Source organism: Enterococcus sp. E4-150, from assembly GCF_035726465.1.
GTDB lineage: Bacteria > Bacillota > Bacilli > Lactobacillales > Enterococcaceae > Enterococcus_B > Enterococcus_B faecium.
In genome coordinates this window covers 129,123-151,319 of sequence record NZ_JAPRGK010000006.1, presented here as the reverse complement: position 1 = coordinate 151,319, position 22,197 = coordinate 129,123, and the positions used below count along the sequence as shown (strand labels likewise).

The following is a 22,197-nucleotide window of genomic DNA, read 5'->3' as shown; positions in this document are numbered from 1 at the left end:
ATAGAAGTTCCTCCACAAGATGAATTTTCTAAAGTATAACCGAGATAAAAAGGTCTGTCAATTAAGAATTGTCAGATAATTGAAAACATAAAATTGAAAACATTAAGAAAATATTGCGAAAAAGCAGAAGAAACGCCAGGAAGTGTTGACTTTTATAGAAAATAAGTGTAGTATATGAAGTTGCAAAAACTATCTGATGAAGAAAAGGCAGAAACGAAATATTGTCCGTTTCGGCTTTAATATAAGGAAACAAAAGTAGAAGCTCACGAAGTAAGGTTTCAAGAGAATGTTCTATTTTTGGTTTTTTTTTGCCTAAAAGCCGCAAAAAATGTCTGTTGTTACCTAAAAATAATATTTGAAATATTATTGTAACAATTGATCGGGTAGTCTTTTTGAATGACATTTTAGAGGGGTGAAGAGCTTGGCTGGACACGTAGTAAAATACGGAAAACATCGCGAACGTAGAAGTTTCGCAAGAATCAGTGAAGTGTTGGAATTACCAAATTTGATCGAAATTCAAACAGACTCTTACCAATGGTTCTTAGATGAGGGACTTAGAGAAATGTTTGAAGACATTTTGCCAATCGATGACTTCAATGGCAATCTATCTTTGGAATTTGTAGATTATGAATTGAAAGAACCAAAGTATACAGTAGCAGAAGCTCGTGCGCATGATGCAAACTACTCTGCACCATTACATGTAACATTGCGTTTGACAAACCGCGAGACTGGCGAAATCAAAGCACAAGAAGTATTCTTCGGTGATTTCCCATTAATGACAGAACAAGGAACATTCATCATCAACGGGGCAGAGCGAGTAATCGTTTCTCAGTTAGTCCGTTCACCAGGTGTCTATTTCCATGGAAAAGTCGACAAAAACGGAAAAGAAGGATTCGGTTCTACTGTTATCCCTAACCGTGGCGCTTGGCTAGAAATGGAAACTGATGCAAAAGACATCTCTTATGTACGTATCGACCGTACACGTAAGATTCCTTTAACCGTATTAGTTCGTGCGTTAGGATTTGGTTCCGATGATACGATCTTTGAAATCTTCGGCGACAGCGAAACATTACGCAATACAGTCGAAAAAGACTTGCATAAAAACGCAAGCGACTCAAGAACAGAAGAAGGTTTGAAAGACGTTTACGAACGTTTGCGTCCAGGCGAACCTAAAACAGCAGATAGCTCACGTAACTTGCTGAATGCTCGTTTCTTCGATCCAAAACGTTACGACTTAGCAAACGTTGGTCGTTACAAAGTAAACAAAAAATTAGATTTGAAAACACGTCTATTGAATCTGACATTAGCTGAAACATTAGTTGATCCAGAAACAGGCGAGATCATCGTTGAAAAAGGAACAGTTCTGACTCACCAAGTCATGGAAACACTAGCTCCTTTCATTGATAATGGCCTAAATTCAGTGACTTACTATCCATCAGAAGACGGTGTGGTCACAGATCCAATGACTGTCCAAGTCATCAAAGTATTTTCACCAAGAGACCCTGAACGTGAAGTAAACGTGATCGGAAACGGCTATCCAGAAGCAGCTGTAAAAACGGTTCGTCCAGCCGACATCATTGCTTCAATGAGCTATTTCTTGAACTTGATGGAAGGTATCGGCAATGTCGATGATATCGACCACTTAGGAAACCGTCGTATCCGTTCAGTCGGTGAACTTTTACAAAACCAATTCCGTATCGGTCTAGCACGTATGGAACGTGTGGTTCGTGAAAGAATGTCGATCCAAGATACTGAAACATTGACACCTCAACAATTGATCAATATCCGTCCAGTTGTGGCAAGTATCAAAGAATTCTTTGGTTCTTCTCAGTTGTCACAGTTCATGGATCAAACAAATCCTCTTGGCGAATTGACACACAAACGTCGTCTTTCAGCCTTAGGACCTGGCGGATTGACTCGTGACCGTGCCGGTTATGAAGTTCGTGACGTTCACTACTCCCACTATGGTCGTATGTGTCCGATCGAAACTCCTGAAGGCCCAAACATCGGGTTGATCAATAGTTTGTCCAGTTATGCGAAAGTAAATAAATTCGGATTTATCGAAACACCTTATCGTCGTGTAGACCGCGAAACAGGTCGTGTAACCGACCAAATCGACTACTTGACAGCAGACATCGAAGACCATTACATCGTAGCCCAAGCAAACAGCCCATTGAATGAAGATGGAACATTTGCTCAAGACGTTGTTATGGCTCGTGCTCAAAGTGAAAACTTAGAAGTATCTATTGATAAAGTAGACTACATGGACGTATCACCTAAACAAGTAGTTGCCGTTGCGACGGCATGTATTCCTTTCTTGGAAAACGATGACTCCAACCGTGCCTTGATGGGTGCCAACATGCAGCGTCAAGCAGTGCCGTTGATCAATCCTCAAGCACCATGGGTTGGTACTGGTATGGAATACAAATCAGCGCATGACTCAGGAGCTGCTTTGTTATGTAAACATGATGGTGTCGTTGAATACGTTGATGCTTCTGAAATCCGCGTACGCCGCGACAACGGTGCATTAGATAAATACGATGTAACAAAATTCCGTCGTTCAAACTCCGGAACAAGCTACAACCAACGTCCAATCGTTCATTTAGGTGAAAAAGTCGAAAAAGGGGATACTCTGGCAGACGGACCATCTATGGAACAAGGTGAAATGGCTCTAGGCCAAAACGTTTTAGTTGGTTTCATGACTTGGGAAGGGTACAACTATGAAGATGCGATCATCATGAGCCGTCGTTTGGTAAAAGATGACGTATACACTTCTATCCATATTGAAGAATATGAATCAGAAGCCCGCGATACAAAATTAGGACCTGAAGAAATCACACGCGAAATCCCTAATGTCGGGGAAGACGCATTGAAAGATTTAGACGAAATGGGCATCATCCGTATTGGTGCAGAAGTCCAAGATGGCGATTTGCTTGTAGGTAAAGTCACGCCAAAAGGGGTAACAGAATTATCTGCAGAAGAACGTCTATTGCATGCGATCTTTGGCGAAAAAGCTCGTGAAGTCCGCGATACATCATTACGTGTACCACATGGCGGCGGCGGGATCGTTCACGATGTGAAAATCTTTACTCGTGAAGCTGGAGATGAATTGTCACCAGGCGTAAACATGTTAGTTCGTGTTTATATCGTTCAAAAACGTAAAATCCATGAAGGAGATAAAATGGCCGGTCGTCACGGAAATAAAGGGGTTGTATCCCGTATTATGCCGGAAGAAGATATGCCATTCCTACCTGATGGAACACCAATCGATATCATGCTGAATCCTTTAGGGGTGCCTTCACGTATGAACATCGGGCAAGTATTGGAATTACACTTGGGTATGGCTGCACGTCAGTTAGGTATCCACGTAGCAACGCCAGTATTTGATGGTGCAAGTGATGAAGACGTATGGGAAACAGTTCGTGAAGCCGGTATGGCCAGCGATGCGAAAACTGTTCTGTACGACGGACGTACAGGTGAACCATTTGATGGACGTGTGTCTGTCGGTGTGATGTACATGATCAAACTTGCTCACATGGTCGATGACAAATTGCATGCACGTTCAATCGGACCTTACTCATTGGTTACACAACAACCATTGGGAGGTAAAGCTCAATTTGGTGGACAACGTTTTGGTGAAATGGAAGTATGGGCACTGGAAGCTTACGGTGCGGCTTATACTTTACAAGAAATCTTGACATACAAATCAGATGACGTAGTCGGACGTGTGAAAACATACGAAGCAATCGTCAAGGGTGAACCAATTCCAAAACCAGGTGTACCGGAATCATTCCGCGTATTGGTGAAAGAATTGCAATCACTAGGTCTGGACATGCGTGTCTTGGATATCGAAGAAACAGAGATCGAACTTCGCGACATGGACGATGAAGACGACGATTTGATCACTGTTGATGCTTTGACAAAATTTGCCGAACAGCAAACTGCCAAAGAATTAGAAAAGAAAGCTGCTGAACAAGTGGAAGATGAAAAAGACGATGTCATCCAAAACTTTGAAACCGCAGAAGATAATTTAGACTAATCCGGTCTATGAGCTGCAAGGCGGTCGAAGATCAGCCGTCTTGCGGTTTGCCATTAAATGAAATGGAGGGAACCCCTTTTGATCGATGTAAATAAATTCGAAAGTATGCAAATAGGTTTGGCTTCTCCCGAAAAAATCAGAAGCTGGTCTTACGGTGAAGTAAAAAAACCTGAGACGATTAACTATCGTACCTTAAAACCTGAACGCGAAGGGTTGTTCTGTGAGCGGATTTTTGGTCCTACAAAAGACTGGGAATGTGCCTGCGGAAAATACAAACGTATCCGTTATAAAGGAATCGTTTGTGATCGATGCGGAGTGGAAGTTACTCGTTCGAAAGTTCGCCGTGAACGCATGGGACATATTGAATTAGCAGCTCCTGTTTCACATATCTGGTACTTTAAAGGGATTCCTTCACGTATGGGTCTTGTATTAGACATGAGCCCACGCGCTTTGGAAGAAATCATTTATTTTGCTTCATATGTAGTCATCGAACCAGGAAATACGAATTTAGAGAAAAAACAATTGTTGACAGAACGCGAATATCGCGAAAAACGTGAACAATATGGACAAGAATTCCAAGCTGCTATGGGTGCAGAAGCGATCAAACAATTACTTGATAATGTTGATCTAGATGCAGAAGCAGCCGAATTGAAAGAAGAATTGAAATCTGCACAAGGACAAAAACGTACACGTGCAATCCGCCGTTTGGATATTTTAGAAGCATTCCGCGCTTCAGGAAATCAACCAAGCTGGATGGTTATGGACGTTATCCCTGTTATTCCACCAGATTTACGCCCAATGGTTCAATTAGAAGGTGGACGTTTTGCAACAAGTGACTTGAATGATCTTTACCGTCGTGTAATCAACCGTAATAACCGTTTGAAACGTTTGTTAGACTTGAATGCACCTGGAATCATCGTTCAAAATGAAAAACGTATGCTGCAAGAAGCAGTAGATGCATTGATCGATAACGGTCGTCGCGGACGTCCAGTTACTGGACCAGGTAACCGCCCATTGAAATCTCTTTCTCATATGTTGAAAGGGAAACAAGGTCGTTTCCGTCAAAACTTGCTAGGTAAACGTGTCGACTACTCCGGTCGTTCTGTTATCGTTGTTGGACCTTTCTTGAAGATGTACCAATGTGGACTTCCAAAAGAAATGGCTATCGAATTATTCAAACCATTCGTGATGCGTGAGCTTGTTCAACGCGAACTAGCTTCAAACATCAAAAATGCGAAACGTAAAATCGAACGTCAAGAAGACGAAGTATGGGATGTTTTAGAAGACGTAATCAAGGAACACCCAGTATTGCTGAACCGGGCACCTACGCTTCACCGACTTGGTATCCAAGCATTCGAACCAGTTTTAGTACAAGGACGCGCAATCCGTTTGCATCCACTTGTATGTGAAGCTTATAATGCCGATTTCGATGGAGACCAAATGGCTGTCCACGTTCCATTGAATGAAGAAGCACAAGCAGAAGCACGTATGTTGATGTTAGCTGCTCAAAACATCTTGAACCCTAAAGATGGTAAACCAGTTGTTACTCCTTCTCAAGATATGGTTCTAGGTAACTACTACTTGACAATGGAAGAAGAAGGACGCGAAGGCGAAGGAATGGTCTTCAGAGATCAAAACGAAGCCGTTATAGCATGGCGCAACGGATATGTTCATTTACATTCACGTATCGGTGTGAACCCTAACTCATTAGGTGAAAAACCATTTACTGAATGGCAAAAAGAACGTACGATGATCACAACAGTTGGTAAGATCATCTTCAACGAGATCATGCCTCCTGAATTCCCTTATCTGAATGAACCAACAGACTTCAACTTGACCGTCCAAACACCGGACAAATACTTTGTTGAAGCTGGTACTGATATTCCTGCACATATCAAAGAGCAAGAATTAGTATTACCGTTCAAGAAGAAAAACTTAGGAAACATCATCGCAGAAGTCTTCAAACGATTCAAAGTAACAGAAACTTCTAAGATGCTTGACCGTATGAAAGACTTAGGGTATAAACATTCAACACATGCCGGTATCACAGTAGGGATCGCTGACATCAGTGTACTGAATGAAAAACAAGAAATCATTGAAAATGCCCATAAACAAGTTGAAACTATTACAAAACAATTCCGTCGTGGTCTGATTACAGATGACGAACGTTATGAACGTGTCATTGCTGTTTGGAACGCTGCAAAAGACAGCATCCAACAAAAACTGATGGAAGGTTTGGAAGCGAAAAACCCAATCTTCATGATGTCTGATTCTGGAGCTCGTGGGAACATTTCCAACTTTACACAGCTTGCCGGAATGCGTGGGTTGATGGCCGCTCCTAATGGTCGAATCATGGAATTGCCAATCATTTCGAACTTCCGTGAAGGACTATCTGTCTTGGAAATGTTTATCTCAACTCACGGGGCTCGTAAAGGGATGACCGATACAGCCTTGAAGACTGCCGATTCAGGTTACTTGACTCGTCGTCTGGTTGACGTGGCCCAAGATGTAATCATCCGTGAAGAAGATTGCGGTACTGACCGAGGTCTTGAAATCCAAGCAATCCGTGAAGGAAATGAAATCATCGAATCATTAGAAGATCGTTTAGTGGGACGTTACACTCGTAAAGAAGTACGTCATCCTGAAACAAATGAATTGATCATTGCAGGAAACCAATTGATTTCCGAAGACATCGCAAAACAAATCGTTGATGCAGGTGTCGAAACAGTGACAATCCGTTCTGTCTTCACATGTAATACAAAACATGGTGTCTGCAAACATTGTTACGGACGCAACCTTGCAACTGGCTCTGACGTTGAAGTCGGAGAAGCAGTTGGTACGATCGCCGCTCAATCAATCGGTGAACCTGGTACTCAGTTGACGATGCGTACATTCCATACGGGTGGGGTTGCCGGAGACGATATCACTCAAGGTCTTCCTCGTGTCCAAGAAATCTTTGAAGCACGTAATCCGAAAGGGCAAGCAGTGATCACAGAAGTAACAGGGGATGTCATCGATATCTCAGAAGATCCTGCAACACGTACCAAAGAAGTAACAATCAAAGGAAAAACAGATACACGTACGTATACTGTTCCTTATACAGCACGTATGAAAGTAGCAGAAGGCGATATGATCCACCGTGGTGCACCATTGACAGAAGGATCAATCGATCCAAAACAATTGTTGCAAGTTCGCGATGTATTATCTGTTGAAAACTACTTGCTTCGTGAAGTACAACGTGTTTACCGTATGCAAGGGGTAGAAATCGGCGACAAGCATATCGAAGTAATGGTTCGTCAAATGCTGCGTAAAGTTCGTGTAATGGATCCAGGTGATACAGATATCTTACCAGGTACATTATTAGACATCGCAGACTTTAAAGATCAAAACTACAATACGCTAGTCTCAGGAGGCGTTCCTGCAACTTCTCGACCTGTCTTGCTAGGTATTACAAAAGCATCATTAGAAACAAATAGTTTCTTATCTGCTGCATCATTCCAAGAAACAACTCGTGTCTTGACGGATGCTGCGATCCGCGGTAAGAAAGATCCTCTTCTTGGTTTGAAAGAAAATGTTATTATCGGTAAGATCATCCCAGCTGGTACTGGTATGCAACGTTACCGTGACATGGAACCAAAAGAAGTCGGTGTAGCAAGCGAAAATGTCTACAGTATTTCAGATATTGAAGCACAAATGGCTGCAGAAGACGCAATGAACAATCAAACAAAATAGATATTTTACAAAAGAGGTTGTGACAAATTATTGTCACAACCTCTTTTTTGATTTGTCTAAAATAATTTGTCTAACTAGAAGAAAAGTGGGAAAGGATCTTACAACATCGGTTCGTATCCCATTAAGGTATCGGAACGATCATCTTCCCAGAGAAGTCAATCAATAAAAATAAAGATAGATCATTTTTTGAATGCAAAATAAATTCATGGGAAGATAGAGCGGTTATTTTTAATATTTTGCTAGCTATTAGTGAATAGTTCCTCGAATACAACAAAACCAGTAGACATGTCTAGTTATTCTATTTATGTTTTAGAGATAAGTATCCCCAAATAACATGGATTGAAATAAGGGTAAATGAGTTTAAAAAAATGAACTATAAAAACTTATACACAACGTGGTTAAAAATAGTTTTTTCTTCCCTGTGGAAAAAATAGTTTAACACAAACATTATAGTTATCCACAGCTATCTAAAATAGATGGAAAATAAAGAAAAATCCGCTAAAATACCGGGAGGGGGTAATGGAGGATGAGTGATTGAAAAAAGAACAGAGTAACTGACTTATCCTCAGTGTTTCTGTTCTTTTATAAATCTGCCCTACATTTCTTGTTGTTGGATCGAATCTGTGAGAGTAATCTCGGTTGAAAGAATGATTCTTTTTTCTTCTGGGTATTGGTGATGGATCAATTGGAATAAAAGTTCTGTGGCTTTGATTCCTAACTGATTTGTTGGAATGTCTATCCGAGTCAGCTGTGGCGAAAATAGGGAGGACAATAAGGGATCACTGAATCCTGCGATCGAAAGATCATCAGGTATCTGCTTTCCAGTTTGTTCTGCCACTTTGTAAATACTCAATGATTTTAATGCATCGGTAGAAAAAATCGCAGTTGGTCTTTCTCGCAGCTTCATTAAATCATTCATTGCTGCCATGCTGTCTTCTAAGCGAAAGCCGCCGTCTATGATCCATTCATTACGGATATCTAGGTGATGATCAAATAAGCATTGACGGTAACCATTGAGACGATCATTGGATACATAAACTTCTGTCGGAGCATGGAGACAGCCGATATGACGGTGTCCATTCTTGATCAGTGTTTCCACCAAATCGTAACTATCCTGGAAATTATCCGTGTCCACTGAGTAGATGTTCGTGTAGTCGTTTCCGACTTTTCCGATTACCACAATAGGAATATTGTATTGATCCAATTCAAAAAGAAGTGTTTCATCCATCGTAGAGCTTAAAATAATAATTCCTCGAATCATTTTTTCTTGGATCTTTTTCGCGCATTTTTCTAGCTCTTCTTCTGGTGTTTTTGCCGTTTGTAGAATCAAGTCGAAGTTATTTTGTTCAGAAACGGCAGAAATGGATTGAATAACATCTGAAAAAAAAGGATTGCCATAGGTCGTATGAGAAGTACGATGAGATAATGCTAGAATCGCGTCAAAACCATTTCCTGACAGTCCTCTTGCAATTTTGCTCGGTTCATAATTCAATTCTTTGATTGCTTGAAGTACACTTGCTTTTGCTTTATCAGAGATATTTGGCTGGTTATTTAATACTCTGGAGACAGTTGATTTGGAGACATTGGCTTTGTTCGCAATGTCATAAATAGTAGGTTTCAATTTTATATGCACCTCCTTTTTGGGAGCGTTTTAGAATAATTCCATAGTACAATAGACATTCTTTTTTGTCTATGATTTTGAAAATTTAGGAATAGCTTGCATGATCATGAGAGACCATATTTTTTTAAGAAGCTATTAACTATTGATACATAAGCTTTCTTATTTGTATTTTTTGTATATCAAAATTATTTAAAAAAATGCTATTGACAGTAAGCGTTTTCCATAATATGATCAAATCGTTGGGAACGCTCCCAAAAAAGAAAGGGGAATCCGATGTATACAAAACTTTTACAAGCGATTTATCGCGACTCAGATTTGGCTGAGAAAACCGCCTCTATGATTGAACAAAAAGTCAGTGATTATCAGCAGAAGAAAGGCCAGGCAGGCAAACTGCATTGGGACGAAGAAGATATTTTCTTGATTACTTATGGGGATCAATTTTTTGAAGAGCAGCAACCAACTTTGCGTACATTTAAAAAATTTTATCGGAAGTATTTGGCAGATACATTTAGTGTTGTTCATTTCTTGCCATTTTTTCCATATACATCTGATGATGGTTTCTCCGTTTTAGATTATCAGGCAATCAACGACCATTTGGGCACATGGGACGATGTAGAAGAAATGAGAAGCGAAACACGGTTAATGTTCGACTTTGTCTGCAATCATATGTCTGCCGAAAGTACTTGGTTTCAGGAATATTTAAACTTGAATGATACGTACAAAGATTTTTTTATTGATTTGCCACTGGATACAGATACAAGCAGCGTGACTAGACCAAGGACTAGTCCACTACTTACAACTTTCATCGACAAAAACGGGAAAGAAAAACATGTATGGACGACTTTTAGCGAAGATCAAGTAGATTTGAATTTTAAAAACCCAGAAGTTTTATTGAAAATGATCGATATTCTTTTGTTTTACCTAGAAAAAGGCGCTTCATTTATTCGTTTGGATGCTGTGGGGTTTTTATGGAAAGAACTAGGAACTTCTTGTATACACTTGCCAGAAACGCATAAGATTATTCAGTTATTCCGTGCAATCGTTGATGAAGCAGCTCCAGGAACGGTATTGATCACCGAGACAAATGTGCCACATAAAGATAATATTAGTTATTTTGGCGATGGCAGGAATGAAGCACAGATGGTCTATCAGTTTTCACTGCCACCTTTGACTCTTCACGCGATACGCTCGGGAAATACAAGTAAGTTGAAAGAATGGTTAGAAACAATCAATTTTACATCGAAAAAAACGACCTTTTTTAATTTTTTAGCTTCCCATGACGGAATCGGATTAAACCCGATAAGAGGTATTCTGCCGGAAAAAACGATCCTTGAATTAGTGGAACAGCTGAAGAAAGAGGGTGCCCGAGTAAACTACAAGAAAAACCCAGATGGAACGACCAGTCCATATGAGATAAACGCTACGTATCTAGATGCGTTAAGTTCTCCAACAGATACGACGGAATGGAGAAGCAAACGCTTTTTAGCAGCTCATTCATTTTTGGTAACGTTACCAGGCGTGCCGGCAATTTATATTCAAAGTGTGCTGGGAAGTCGAAATGATTACAAAGGCGTAGAAAAAACAGGAGAGAATCGAAAAATCAATCGGCAAAAATTTTTGTTAGCTGATATTGAGAAAGAGTTGCAGACAGATCCATTAAGAACAGCAGTATATGGTGAATTGACCCAGATGCTATCTATTCGAAAAAAAGAAAAAGCCTTCCATCCGAATAGTTTGATTTACTTACTGGACTCAGCAGATTCTTTTATCAGTTTTATTCGCGAAGCGAAGGAAGAGAAAGTCTTAGTTATCCATAATTTTTCCAATCAATCAGCAGGTTATCTTTTACCAAAAGGAGATTACCTAGACCTGTTTTCTGGACAAATTATCCATTGCAGTCAAGAGCGAAAGTTGATATTCCAGCCGTATGAATATATGTGGCTGAAAATAATAAAATAAGAGGTGGAAAAAAATGAAAAAAATTATTGTTACTATCTGTCTGCTAGCTACTGGATTTCTTCTTACTGCTTGTGGTGAAAGTCAAAGCTCTAACGAATCACAACAGACAACGATTCAATTCATGCACTCTTCTGTCGAACAGGAACGATTAAGTGTGATCAATGAACTGGTTGCTGATTTTGAAAAAGAAAATCCAGACATCAAAATCAAGCAAGTGCCGGTAGAAGAATCAGCGTTCAATACGAAAATCGTTACGTTAGCTCGTTCCGGTAAATTACCAGAAGTAATGGAAGTCAGTCAGGATTTTGCTAAAGTGATGGATAAAGATGAACTGATCGATCAGACGGCAGTCCAAAACGTTATCGAGGAAGCTGGAGAAGATAATTATTATGACGGAGCCAAAAACCTTGTTCGTTCAGAAGATGGAAAAAGCTATATTGCTGCACCAATTAGCGGCTGGGTTCAAGGTATTTGGTATGACAAAGAAAAATTATCAGAAGCTGGTTTTTCAGAACCAGAAAATTGGGATGATATTTTAAAAATTGCTCAACATTTCACAGATAAAGAGAATAAACAATATGGAATTGCTATGCCTACTGCTGAAGGAACAATGAGTGAGCAAGCGTTCTCTCAATTTGCTTTGTCAAATGGAGCAAATGTTTTGGATGATGAAGGCGAGGTAACGATCGATACGGAAAAGATGAGAGAAGCATTGTCGTTTTATCAAAACTTATCCCAATACACGATGCCAGGCTCTAATGATGTGACAGAAATCAAAGATGCTTTCATGAATGGAACAGCACCAATGGCAATCTATTCAACTTACATTTTGCCTTCTGTTTATGAAGCGGGGAACTCAGAAAATATCGGTTTTGCTATCCCAACACAAAAAGATCAAGCTGTCTATGGCACAGTATCTGGATTGACGATTTCTTCTGGTCTAGACGAGAAACAAAAAGAGGCTGCTGAAGCATTCACAGCTTTCTTATCTCAACCGAAAAACATGGAAAAGTGGGTCTTGATGTCTCCTGGTGGTGCTCAACCAGTGAATAAACAAGTAGTCGAACTGGATGGTTACAAAGAAAATGAAGTCATCAAGTCTTTTGGCGAGTTGCCATCTGAGATTGCTAGTGCTTTTGATGAAGTACAAGTCTTTGGACTAGTCGGGGAAAAGAATTTCACGAAAATGGGAGATATCACAAGCTCAGGTGTGATCGGAAAAGCAGTGAACCAAGTAACTGTCGGAAACGAAGATGTCGATCAATCTTTAGCTGACGCACAAAAAAATACGAAATAACAAGAAGTTCTGCCAATGGTGTTCGAAAAAAGTAGATAGCTATTGGCAGATTATCAGGGGGAGGTTTCAATGAATCGTCCAAGGAAACATTCTGACTTAAAATTAGCCATGGGACTTTTAGCACCAAGCATGCTTTTATTAGCTGTTTTAGTGCTGATTCCAATGCTTTCCAATATTCAGATCAGTTTTTTCGATATGCCGCTGAATCCTAACTTAGACGCCGTTTTTATCGGATTAAGCAATTATCTTGAAATTTTAAGTGATAGTGAATTTTATCGTTCTTTAGGTTTAACAGTTGCTTACACATTCTTAGTTGTAGCAGGCAGTACAGCTTTAGGATTAGCCGTAGCTATTTTGCTTAACCGCAAGTTCAGATTTAGGAAAACGGTGCGTTCACTGATTTTATTAAGTTATGTTACGCCATCTATTTCTTTGATTTTTGCTTGGAAATATATGTTCAATAATAGTTATGGAATCGTCAATGATCTGTTAGTAGATAGGTTGCAGCTTTTCAACGAAGCACCGCTGTGGTTCGACCAGCCAGTTGCTAGCTTCTTTATGGTCGTTTTGTTTGCGATCTGGAGATACTATCCGTATGCGTTTATTTCATTTTTGGCTATTTTGCAAACAGTCGACAAAACGCTTTATGAAGCAGCTGAAATGGACGGTGCAAATGCTTGGCAGAAGTTCAAGATCGTGACACTGCCGGCAATCAAACCAGTACTAGCAACTGTGATTGTTTTACGATCTATCTGGATGTTCTATATGTTTACAGATGTCTATCTACTGACGAATAAAGTCAATATCTTAGGCGTTTATTTGTATCAGACAGCCTTTGCGTTCAATGATCTTGGAAAAGCAGCAGCTATATCGATTCTATTGTTCATCATTATTGCAGCGGTCGTCTTGCTCTCACGAAAGAAGGTGGACTTGAAATGAAAAATAAAAAGAGCAGGAAAATCTTATTTTACGCGACGATTTTGTTGCTATTAGCTGTCAATTTGTTTCCATTTTTGATTATGCTGATGACATCATTCAAGGATTCACAAGAAGCAATTGCAACGACACAAACTATTTTTCCGAAAGAATGGACTTTTGAACATTATCAGGATATTTTCAATGCTGAGATTTTTCCATTCATCATGTATTTCAAAAATAGTTTAGTGATCTCCTTGATAGCCTCCGTAACTGCAGTAGTGATTGGGATCAGCGGGGCATACGCTTTGTCAAAACTACGCTTCAAAGCTCGCTCGAAAATCAATGCTAGCTTTTACACCGTTTATATGTTTTCCGGTATTTTGATCGTTGTTCCATTATTTAAAATCATTTCCGGTCTAGGTTTGTATGATACCAATACAGCACTGATTATCACGATGGTCGTTCAAACACTTCCTACTGCGATATTCATGCTAAAAAGTTATTTTGACACGATTCCGACTGATATTGAAGAAGCAGCAATGATCGATGGTCTTAGCCGGATCCAGATTATTATTCGGATCATTATACCATTGGCTATTTCTGGAATCATTTCTGTCTTCGTTTATTGCTTTATGGTTTCGTGGAATGATTATTTATTTGCTTCGATTTTCCTGTCGACCTCCGAAAAATTTACTTTACCAATCGGTTTGAACACATTATTCAGTACACCAGACTACATTTGGGGACGAATGATGGCCGCTTCATTGGTGACCGCTTTACCAGTCATCATTATGTATGCGTTATCTGAACGATTTATTAAAGGTGATTTAGTCGAAGGCGGCGTAAAAGGATAAAAAGAAAAGAAAGAGGAAAGAAAAGATGAAAAAATTAGTTGCATTAGAACCAAGAATAGCCGGATTCAAAGATTACGAAGACCGTGAGATCGAAAAGAACGAAGTACGTATCCGAGTAATTTTCGCTACTCCAAAACCAGGAACAGAAATTGTCGACTTTAGAGGATTAAGTCCATTTATCGATGAAGAATTTTCGGAAGAATGGCGCCTATTCTTGCCAAGAGAAGAAGGAAGCCAACGCGGTGTGGTATTTGGCGAATTTCAATTAGGAAATATGATTGTCGGTACGATCGAAGAAACGGGCAGTTTGGTGACAGAGTATCAAAAAGGAGAGTTAGTCTGCACTTATGGACCCATTCGTGAAACGCTGATTACAAACGGTGTTGATAATTATAAACTACGTAAACTTGATCGGTTGGATCAATGGAAAAATGCAGTATGTTACGATCCTGCTCAATTCGCTTTAGGTGGTATCCGGGAAGCACATGTTCGAGCAGGTGATGCTGTAGCAATCTTCGGTTTAGGCGCTATCGGGCAAATTGCGATTCAATTAGCTAAAAAAGCAGGTGCTACTACCATCGTTGGGATCGATCCCATAGCGCAACGTAGAGAATTAGCAGAAAAATACGGTGCCGATTACACGCTAGATCCTATGAAAGCAGATGTCGGTTTTCGTCTAAAGGAATTGACAGATAAACGTGGAGTAGATTCAGTTATTGAAACGAGTGGCAGTGCTGCCGCATTACAAGCTTCTTTAAGAGGGATCGGCTATGGCGGGATCATTTCTTATGTTGCCTTTGCTAAACCTTTTCCAGCTGGGTTTAATCTTGGTCGCGAAGCACATTTCAATAATGCAAAAATCGTCTTTGCTCGAGCATCTAGTGAACCAAACCCAGATTACCCAAGATGGAACCGTAAACGAATCGAGGACACATGTTGGGAATTATTGATGAACGGTTACTTGGATTGTGAAGAAATCATTGATCCAGTTGTGCCATTTGTAGAAAGCGCAGAAGCTTACATGCGTTATGTAGATCAGCACCCAGAAGAAAGTATCAAAATGGGTGTTCAAGTACAAGGAGGAGAACAATGAAATTCGGTACGCAAGATCAAGCATTTTTCCCAAGAGACATTTTAGAAAAATTTAGATTTATCAAAGACTGTGGATTTGAAGAATACGAAATCGACGGTAAGTTGTTAATAGAAAATATCGACACAGTCAAACAGGCAATCAAAGAAACAGGGATCCCAGTAGTGACAGCTTGTAACGGCTACGATGGGTGGATCGGTGACTTTATCGAAGAACGGCGTCTTAATGGTGTACGTCAAATTGCTGAGATTTTGCGTGCACTAAGCGAGGTTGGAGGCAAAGGAATCGTTATCCCAGCAGCTTGGGGAATGTTCACTTATCGATTACCGCCGATGGTTTCACCCCGAAGCAAAGAAGGAGACTATAAAGCAGTCAGCGAATCACTTCGTTATTTAGATAAAGTAGCCGAAGAAACAGGTACGGTTATTTATTTGGAGCCTTTGAACCGATACCAAGACCATATGATCAATTTGTTAGCGGATGCGCGTCATTATATTGACTCTAATCAATTGAAACATGTGCAGATCATCGCTGATTTTTATCATATGAATATTGAAGAAGATGATATTTCAAAAGCATTGACTACGCAAAAAGAGTATGTGGGTCATATCCATTTAGCAGATAATCATCGCTACCAACCAGGATCTGGCGCAATTGATTTTACTCGCCATTTTCAAACGCTACTTCAAAATGAGTATGAAGGTTATATGGTATATGAATGTCGTTTGCGAGGAGAAAATGAAGTGAAAATTTATCAGGAATCATTGCAATACTTGAAAAACTGTCTGGAAACAGCGCGTCATTTAAATGATTTAGAGAAAGAATAGAGAAAGAAAAACAATAAGTAAATAAGCAAAGGAGGGAGAAATAAATGAAGAAAGTAGCAATCATAGGCGCTGGACAAGTAGCAGAAAAAGTACATGCTGCTTATTATCAAAAAAGATCAGATGTCTTAGAATTGGCCGCTGTGGTTGATCCAGTCAGCCAGCGAGCAGAAGACTTTTGCCGACGTACAGGATTTTCTCATGCGTATACATCAGTTACACAAATGCTGAATGAGATTTCTCCCGATATCGTGAGTGTCTGTACACCCAATCGCTTTCACTTCGAACATGTATTGGCTGCCCTCGAAGCTAATGCTTCAGTGATGTGCGAGAAACCACCAGCTATGACAGCTGATCAAGCAAGAAAGATGGCAGAGACAGCCGATAAAAACGGGCAGATTTTGGCTTATGGATTCCAGCATCGTTTTTCTGACGAAGCAACAATGATCAAGAATTATCTTGATGTTCTCGGGGATATTTATTACGTAGAAGCGAATGCGCTTCGTCGGTCTGGTGTTCCAGGCTGGGGAACGTTTATCGACAAAGAACTTCAAGGAGGCGGGCCTTTGATCGATTATGGCATTCACATGCTTGATACAGCGATGTATATTACTGGATTTCCTAAAGTAAAAAGCGTTCGGGCGTACAGCTTCCAAAAAATTGGTACGAAAAAAAATTCAGGGAAATTCGGGAAATGGGATCCAAGCAAATTCACAGTAGAAGATGCAATTTTTGGCACACTGGAATTAGAAAACGGCAAGATCATCCAACTGAATACTTCGTTTGCTTTGAATATTAGAGAAGACAAACTGAATGTGGCTTTTTGTGGCGATCAGGCAGGTGCTAATCTGTATCCAGGCGAACTATTCGAAGATGTAGATGGAAAGCTGGTTTCCTTACAAAAGACCACACCAGTTAATGACCCACATGAACTAAGTATGGCTCATTTTGTGAATCGGGCGCTCGGTGACCAAACTCAGATGATTGCAGATGGCTGGCAAGGATATGTCATCCAGAATCTGGTGGAAAATTTATATCGTTCGGCAGAAACAGGAGAAGTTATTACCTTATGAAAGTAGAAGAAAAACAATTTGATTTAGAGTATATCAATAAGTATGCGAGTCAGATGACCATTGGGAATGGATTTTTTGGTATTAGAGGAAGCCAGGAGGAAGACTATCGGAATCAAGTAAGGGGAATGTTTGCAGCTGGTGTATATAACCGACCTTTAGGAGCAGAATCAGCCGAGTTAGTGAATCTTCCAGATGTCATCAGATGGGAAATAAAAATCGACGGTGAACATTTTTCTCTTGAGACGATGAAAGTTCTTGCATACGAGCGGGCACTAGATTTAGAAATGGGAGAGCTTAAACGCTATGCGCTCATTGAAACTGCTCAAGGAAAAAAAGTGGAAGTCATTACTTGTCGTGTGGCTGATCAAAATAATCTCCATCAGGCAGCCCTGAAAGTGGTCATCAAGCCGTTGACCGAAGACTGCCAAGTAGACGTGAAAACAGGTATCGATGGACAGCAAACCAATTTTGGTACACAGCAGTTGGTTGAAAAAGAACTGCGAGTATTTGGTGACGATTTGATCAGTGCATCCTACCAGACAACAGAAAGTAAAATTGATATTGGGATTGCAGCTAAATTCAACAAAGCAGGTGTATTCCAAGCAAAAAATCGCCGGATCACCGCTTCCTTTTCAGAAAAGATCAGAAAAAATACGTCCTTTACGCTGGAGAAGATCATCGTGCTCTCTACCTCTCTTCAGCAAACAGACCCGTTTAAGAAAAGTATTGCCCAAGCCCAGAAAAGCGTTAGTTATACAGAAATTTTAGAGCAGTCGATGTCTTATTGGACAGATTTTTGGCATCAGCATCGGATAACGATCCAAGGTGATTCTTCTTTCGATCAGTTAGCGATGGACTTCGCTGCTTACCATTTACAGATTATGACTCCCCGCAATGATCCAAGTGTTAGTGTAGGGGCGAAGGGACTAACTGGCGAAGGTTATAAAGGGCATGTTTTCTGGGATACGGAAATTTTTATCCTGCCTTTCTTTTTATATCAGTTTCCTGAAGTAGCAAAGAATTTGCTGCTGTACCGTTATGATCGATTAGAAGGCGCACGGCAAAAAGCAAGAGATTATCACTATCAAGGTGCACTTTTCCCATGGGAAAGCGCACACACTGGTCAGGAAGAGACACCCAAATTTGCTGCATTGAATATCAAAACCGGAACAAGACAAGAAGTTGCTTCAGCTGCCGCAGAACACCATATCAGTGCAGACCTTGCTTATGCCGTTCAAGAGTATGTCCAAGCAACAGAGGATCAATCGTTTTTAGAAACAAAGGGAAAAACGCTCATTCATGAAACAGCAGCTTTTTGGCTGAGCAGAGCTGTAAAAGTCGATGATCATTTAGAGATACACAGAGTCATTGGTCCAGATGAATACACAGAATATATCGACAATAATGCATATACGAACTATCTGGCGCATTATAATGTGGCCTTAGCTGTTAAATATCAAGCTGGCGATCCGCTTTTTTTGAAAGAATGTCAAAATTTTTTAGACAAGTTATATTTGCCAGTGCCTAACAAAGAACAGCTGATTCCGCAAGATGACACGTATCTCAGTAAGCCAGTTATTGATTTGACCACTTACAAAGAACGTCCTGGCAGCCAGTCTATTTTACTTGATTATGCCCGTAGCGAAGTAAATGAACTCCAAGTCAGCAAGCAAGCAGATCTTGTCATGCTGTTATACTTATTACCTGAGTATTTTTCTCAACCAATCGTTTCTAAGAATTTGCATTACTATGAAAACAAAACAATCCACGACTCATCGTTGAGTAAAGCGATTCACGCCATAGAGGCTTGTCGTATCCAAGAAATGGAATGGGCGTATCATTTATTCCAAGAAGCGTGCCTGATTGATTTAGGACCAGATCCGCATTCATCAGATGACGGAATTCATGCTGCTTCATTAGGAGCACTATGGCTAGCAGTTATATTTGGTTTTTCAGGTATTATAGTAACGAATGGAACTCTTTCTATTTCTCCAAGACTTCCTTCAGCATGGGAAAAAATTTCTTTTCCTTTTATTTGGAAAAATCACAGGTTGCTATTTGTTTTGACAAAAAAACAAATAGTAATAAAAAAAGAGACGAAAGAAACATTACCTATTTTTGTCAATGGAGACCAATACCAGCTGGAAAAAGAACTGATCTTGGAACGGAGGGGAAAATAATGCGTATTCTGATTGCGCCAGATTCTTTCAAAGAAAGTCTGACAGCCTTAGAGGCAGCACAAGCCATTCAATCAGGTTTTCAAGAAGTTTTTGTTCAGGCTGAATATGATCTGCTACCTATAGGCGATGGAGGAGAAGGAACGGTTTCATCATTAGCAGACAGTTTAAGGTTGAAGCGGCAAACAGCAGTCGTTACTAATGCATTTGGCAAAAACAAAGAAATCCAGTACGCTTCAGACGGTCAAACTGCGATTTTTGAAATGGCAGAAATCGTCGGATTGAAAGATGTCCCACTAAACCAACGACAGCCACTTAGGTTATCCACGCGAGGAGTAGGAGAACTGATACGACAATTGTTGCAACAAGGTGTTCGACACATCATCATCGGCGTTGGCGGAAGTAGTACCAACGATGGCGGCATCGGCATGGCAGAAGGTCTAGGTTATGCTTTTTATGATCAAGATAATCAAAAAGTAGAAGCACTGGGAGAAAATCTAGGTAAAATTGCTACAGTTGATAAAACGAACGTGCCTATTGAGCTGATTAAAGCCAAAATCACTGTCATTACTGATGTTACTAATCTTTTATGCGGAAAAGAAGGCGCTTCTTTTGTTTTCGGACCACAAAAAGGCTTGAAAGAAAATGAATTAGCAGTGGCTGACCAAGCCATGCATGATTTTTATATGAGATTTGCCCCTCAAGTAATCGAGGCATCGGGCAGTGGTGCTGGTGGTGGAATGGGTGCAGGACTGTTAGCATTTGCTTCAGGGAAAATAGTCTCTGGCATCGACTACGTATTGGATTTACTGGAGTTCGATAAACGGGTACAGCAAGCAGACCTCGTAATCGTAGGCGAAGGACGTCTAGATGGACAAAGTCTAAAAGGAAAAGCGCCAGTTGGGATTGCTAGAAGAGTACCAGAGGGCGTTCCTGTGATAGCTATTTGCGGAAGTGTTGGTAAAGGAAGCGAAAAAGCAGCAGATGTTGGCATTTCGGCCGTTTTTCCGATCCTTCCTGCAGCTGTGCCTTTACAAGAAGCTTTACAGCAAGCCACTGATAATCTTCATCGCACAGCTAAAAACATCGCATCTTTACTTCAAGTCGTTCATTTTCAAGGAGGTAATCGATGAAAATCAAAGCAGCACTATTCGATTTAGATGGCGTTCTTGTAGACACAGCTCGTTATCATTACGAAGCGTGGCTGGTTTTAGCTAACCAGCTGTCCATTCCATTCACTGAGAAAGAAAACGAGCAACTGAAAGGAATATCCAGAACCGAGTCACTAGAGCGATTGCTGTCATTTGGAAAAATGGAACAGAAATTCTCAGAAAAAGAGAAATCAGCCTTTGCTGAGCAAAAAAACAATCTATATCTTCAAGCGATTCAAAAAATGGATGAAACATCCGTTTTGCCTGGTGCAATAGCTGTTCTTGAGTACTTGAAAAAAACAAACATCAAGATCGGATTGGGATCAGCAAGCAAAAATGCACGTCTCATTTTAGAAAAAACGAATTTGACAAGTTATTTTGATGTCCTTATTGACGGCACGCAAGTATCAAAAGCAAAACCTGATCCAGAAGTTTTTCTCAAAGGAGCACAGCAATTGAATGTACCGCCAAATGCATGCTTGGTCATTGAAGATTCAGAAGCTGGCTGTCAAGCAGCTTTGGCTGGTAACATGCATGTATTGGGAATAGGTGAAAACATAAATCTTCCTTCTGCTGAATATGTGATTCCTGATTTAACCGTTTTTGATCAAGTACGTTCGTTTTGGCATTTATCAGAAGCCGTATCACGTATATAATAGTTTCCGTTTTTTTTGTCACAAGCAAAACGTTATCCTCCTTTTGGAAATCAAGGTATGATGAGAAAAAAGGGGGATTTTATATGACAAAAAAAGCAGTTTTCGCAGGCGGATGCTTTTGGTGTATGGTCAAACCATTTGAAGAGCAGCCAGGGATCATTTCTGTGACATCAGGTTATACTGGCGGGCATGTACCAAATCCAACTTATGAACAAGTAACAACAGGCACAACAGGGCATACAGAAGCAGTAGAGATCGAATATGATCCAGAAGTTATTTCTTATGATCAGTTGGTGGAAATCTATTGGCAGCAAACCGATCCGACTGACGCGTTAGGACAGTTCGCTGATCGTGGTGATTCTTATCGACCAGTGATCTACTATAATGATGAAGAAGAACGAAACATTGCAGAGCGTTCAAAACAAGCATTGCAAGACAGCGGGCGATTTGATAAGCCAATCGTGACAAAAATCGAACCAAGAAGCGAATTTTATCCTGCAGAAGATTACCATCAGGATTATTACAAGAAAAACAAGCTCCATTACAATCTTTATCGAGAAGGTTCTGGACGTGCCGGTTTCATTCGTCGACATTGGGGCGGCAAGAAATAAGAAGCCGAAAAAGCTACTTATGGAACACCGTATATCAGAGGTTGTAAAACCAGCATTTTGAGCTAATACTGAGGGTCAGCTGATTGAACACCATTTAGTGGAGAGGTTGTGAACCTGTCGCCTAGCTCCAAGTCACAAGGATTTGGTAAGAGAACACTATATATCAGAGGTTGTGACAAGTCGTTTGTCACAACC

Annotated in this window: 14 protein-coding genes; 13 read left to right on the top strand and 1 reads right to left on the bottom strand. The window is 40.3% G+C overall.

Annotated elements, in window-relative coordinates:
* Positions 1-421 precede the first annotated feature (421 nt).
* Both rpoB and rpoC read left to right on the top strand, forming a co-directional pair.
* On the top strand, positions 422-4,039 hold the full coding sequence (gene rpoB, locus OZ002_RS07195) for a DNA-directed RNA polymerase subunit beta (protein ID WP_002295964.1): 3,618 nt from the start codon (positions 422-424) through the stop codon (positions 4,037-4,039).
* A gap of 78 nt (positions 4,040-4,117) precedes the next feature.
* Positions 4,118-7,771 carry a DNA-directed RNA polymerase subunit beta' gene (gene rpoC / locus OZ002_RS07190; protein WP_002295965.1) on the top strand — a complete coding sequence of 1,218 codons (3,654 nt, stop codon included), beginning with the start codon at positions 4,118-4,120 and terminating at the stop codon, positions 7,769-7,771.
* 595 nt (positions 7,772-8,366) lie between these two features.
* On the opposite strand, the gene OZ002_RS07185 is transcribed toward rpoC, so the two are convergent.
* Positions 8,367-9,392, bottom strand: coding sequence for a LacI family DNA-binding transcriptional regulator (locus OZ002_RS07185; protein WP_002300082.1), 1,026 nt, complete (start codon positions 9,390-9,392; stop codon positions 8,367-8,369).
* 273 nt (positions 9,393-9,665) lie between these two features.
* Between OZ002_RS07185 and OZ002_RS07180 the strand changes: the two genes are divergently transcribed.
* From OZ002_RS07180 to msrA, 11 genes are all read left to right on the top strand, one after another.
* The gene (locus tag OZ002_RS07180; protein WP_002307805.1) at positions 9,666-11,351 is read left to right on the top strand and encodes an alpha-amylase family glycosyl hydrolase; all 1,686 of its coding nucleotides are present in this window, start codon (positions 9,666-9,668) and stop codon (positions 11,349-11,351) included.
* Positions 11,352-11,364: 13 nt separating this feature from the next.
* Positions 11,365-12,648 (top strand): ABC transporter substrate-binding protein, encoded by a 1,284-nt coding sequence (locus tag OZ002_RS07175; RefSeq protein ID WP_002339684.1) that lies wholly within the window; start codon positions 11,365-11,367, stop codon positions 12,646-12,648.
* A 69-nt stretch (positions 12,649-12,717) separates the two neighbouring features.
* Complete coding sequence (locus OZ002_RS07170; protein ID WP_002302347.1) at positions 12,718-13,587, top strand: carbohydrate ABC transporter permease; 870 nt, start codon at positions 12,718-12,720, stop codon at positions 13,585-13,587.
* Positions 13,584-14,420 carry a carbohydrate ABC transporter permease gene (locus tag OZ002_RS07165; protein ID WP_002288133.1) on the top strand — a complete coding sequence of 279 codons (837 nt, stop codon included), beginning with the start codon at positions 13,584-13,586 and terminating at the stop codon, positions 14,418-14,420. Before OZ002_RS07170 ends, OZ002_RS07165 begins: the two co-directional genes overlap by 4 nt.
* Positions 14,421-14,445: 25 nt before the next feature.
* Complete coding sequence (locus tag OZ002_RS07160; protein ID WP_049142101.1) at positions 14,446-15,513, top strand: zinc-dependent alcohol dehydrogenase; 1,068 nt, start codon at positions 14,446-14,448, stop codon at positions 15,511-15,513.
* On the top strand, positions 15,510-16,337 hold the full coding sequence (locus OZ002_RS07155; protein WP_002288129.1) for a sugar phosphate isomerase/epimerase family protein: 828 nt from the start codon (positions 15,510-15,512) through the stop codon (positions 16,335-16,337). Before OZ002_RS07160 ends, OZ002_RS07155 begins: the two co-directional genes overlap by 4 nt.
* A 44-nt stretch (positions 16,338-16,381) precedes the next feature.
* Positions 16,382-17,407 carry a Gfo/Idh/MocA family protein gene (locus OZ002_RS07150; RefSeq protein WP_125179130.1) on the top strand — a complete coding sequence of 342 codons (1,026 nt, stop codon included), beginning with the start codon at positions 16,382-16,384 and terminating at the stop codon, positions 17,405-17,407.
* On the top strand, positions 17,404-19,587 hold the full coding sequence (locus OZ002_RS07145; RefSeq protein ID WP_104857389.1) for a glycoside hydrolase family 65 protein: 2,184 nt from the start codon (positions 17,404-17,406) through the stop codon (positions 19,585-19,587). Before OZ002_RS07150 ends, OZ002_RS07145 begins: the two co-directional genes overlap by 4 nt.
* Complete coding sequence (locus OZ002_RS07140; RefSeq protein WP_010723554.1) at positions 19,587-20,717, top strand: glycerate kinase; 1,131 nt, start codon at positions 19,587-19,589, stop codon at positions 20,715-20,717. The genes OZ002_RS07145 and OZ002_RS07140 overlap by 1 nt, the downstream gene beginning before the upstream one ends.
* Positions 20,714-21,391 carry a beta-phosphoglucomutase gene (pgmB, locus tag OZ002_RS07135; RefSeq protein ID WP_002288121.1) on the top strand — a complete coding sequence of 226 codons (678 nt, stop codon included), beginning with the start codon at positions 20,714-20,716 and terminating at the stop codon, positions 21,389-21,391. Before OZ002_RS07140 ends, pgmB begins: the two co-directional genes overlap by 4 nt.
* A gap of 83 nt (positions 21,392-21,474) precedes the next feature.
* Positions 21,475-22,002, top strand: a complete 528-nt coding sequence (msrA, locus tag OZ002_RS07130) for a peptide-methionine (S)-S-oxide reductase MsrA (RefSeq protein WP_081156784.1) — start codon at positions 21,475-21,477, stop codon at positions 22,000-22,002.
* Positions 22,003-22,197 lie beyond the last annotated feature (195 nt).

What these genes read in the sequence shown, in the direction of transcription:
- OZ002_RS07180 (WP_002307805.1), top strand. Translation starts at nt 9,666, where the DNA reads ATGTATACAAAACTTTTACAAGCGATTTATCGCGACTCAGATTTGGCT.
- OZ002_RS07175 (WP_002339684.1), top strand. Translation starts at nt 11,365, where the DNA reads ATGAAAAAAATTATTGTTACTATCTGTCTGCTAGCTACTGGATTTCTT.
- OZ002_RS07170 (WP_002302347.1), top strand. Translation starts at nt 12,718, where the DNA reads ATGAATCGTCCAAGGAAACATTCTGACTTAAAATTAGCCATGGGACTT.
- OZ002_RS07165 (WP_002288133.1), top strand. Translation starts at nt 13,584, where the DNA reads ATGAAAAATAAAAAGAGCAGGAAAATCTTATTTTACGCGACGATTTTG.
- OZ002_RS07160 (WP_049142101.1), top strand. Translation starts at nt 14,446, where the DNA reads ATGAAAAAATTAGTTGCATTAGAACCAAGAATAGCCGGATTCAAAGAT.
- OZ002_RS07155 (WP_002288129.1), top strand. Translation starts at nt 15,510, where the DNA reads ATGAAATTCGGTACGCAAGATCAAGCATTTTTCCCAAGAGACATTTTA.
- OZ002_RS07150 (WP_125179130.1), top strand. Translation starts at nt 16,382, where the DNA reads ATGAAGAAAGTAGCAATCATAGGCGCTGGACAAGTAGCAGAAAAAGTA.
- OZ002_RS07145 (WP_104857389.1), top strand. Translation starts at nt 17,404, where the DNA reads ATGAAAGTAGAAGAAAAACAATTTGATTTAGAGTATATCAATAAGTAT.
- OZ002_RS07140 (WP_010723554.1), top strand. Translation starts at nt 19,587, where the DNA reads ATGCGTATTCTGATTGCGCCAGATTCTTTCAAAGAAAGTCTGACAGCC.
- pgmB (WP_002288121.1), top strand. Translation starts at nt 20,714, where the DNA reads ATGAAAATCAAAGCAGCACTATTCGATTTAGATGGCGTTCTTGTAGAC.
- msrA (WP_081156784.1), top strand. Translation starts at nt 21,475, where the DNA reads ATGACAAAAAAAGCAGTTTTCGCAGGCGGATGCTTTTGGTGTATGGTC.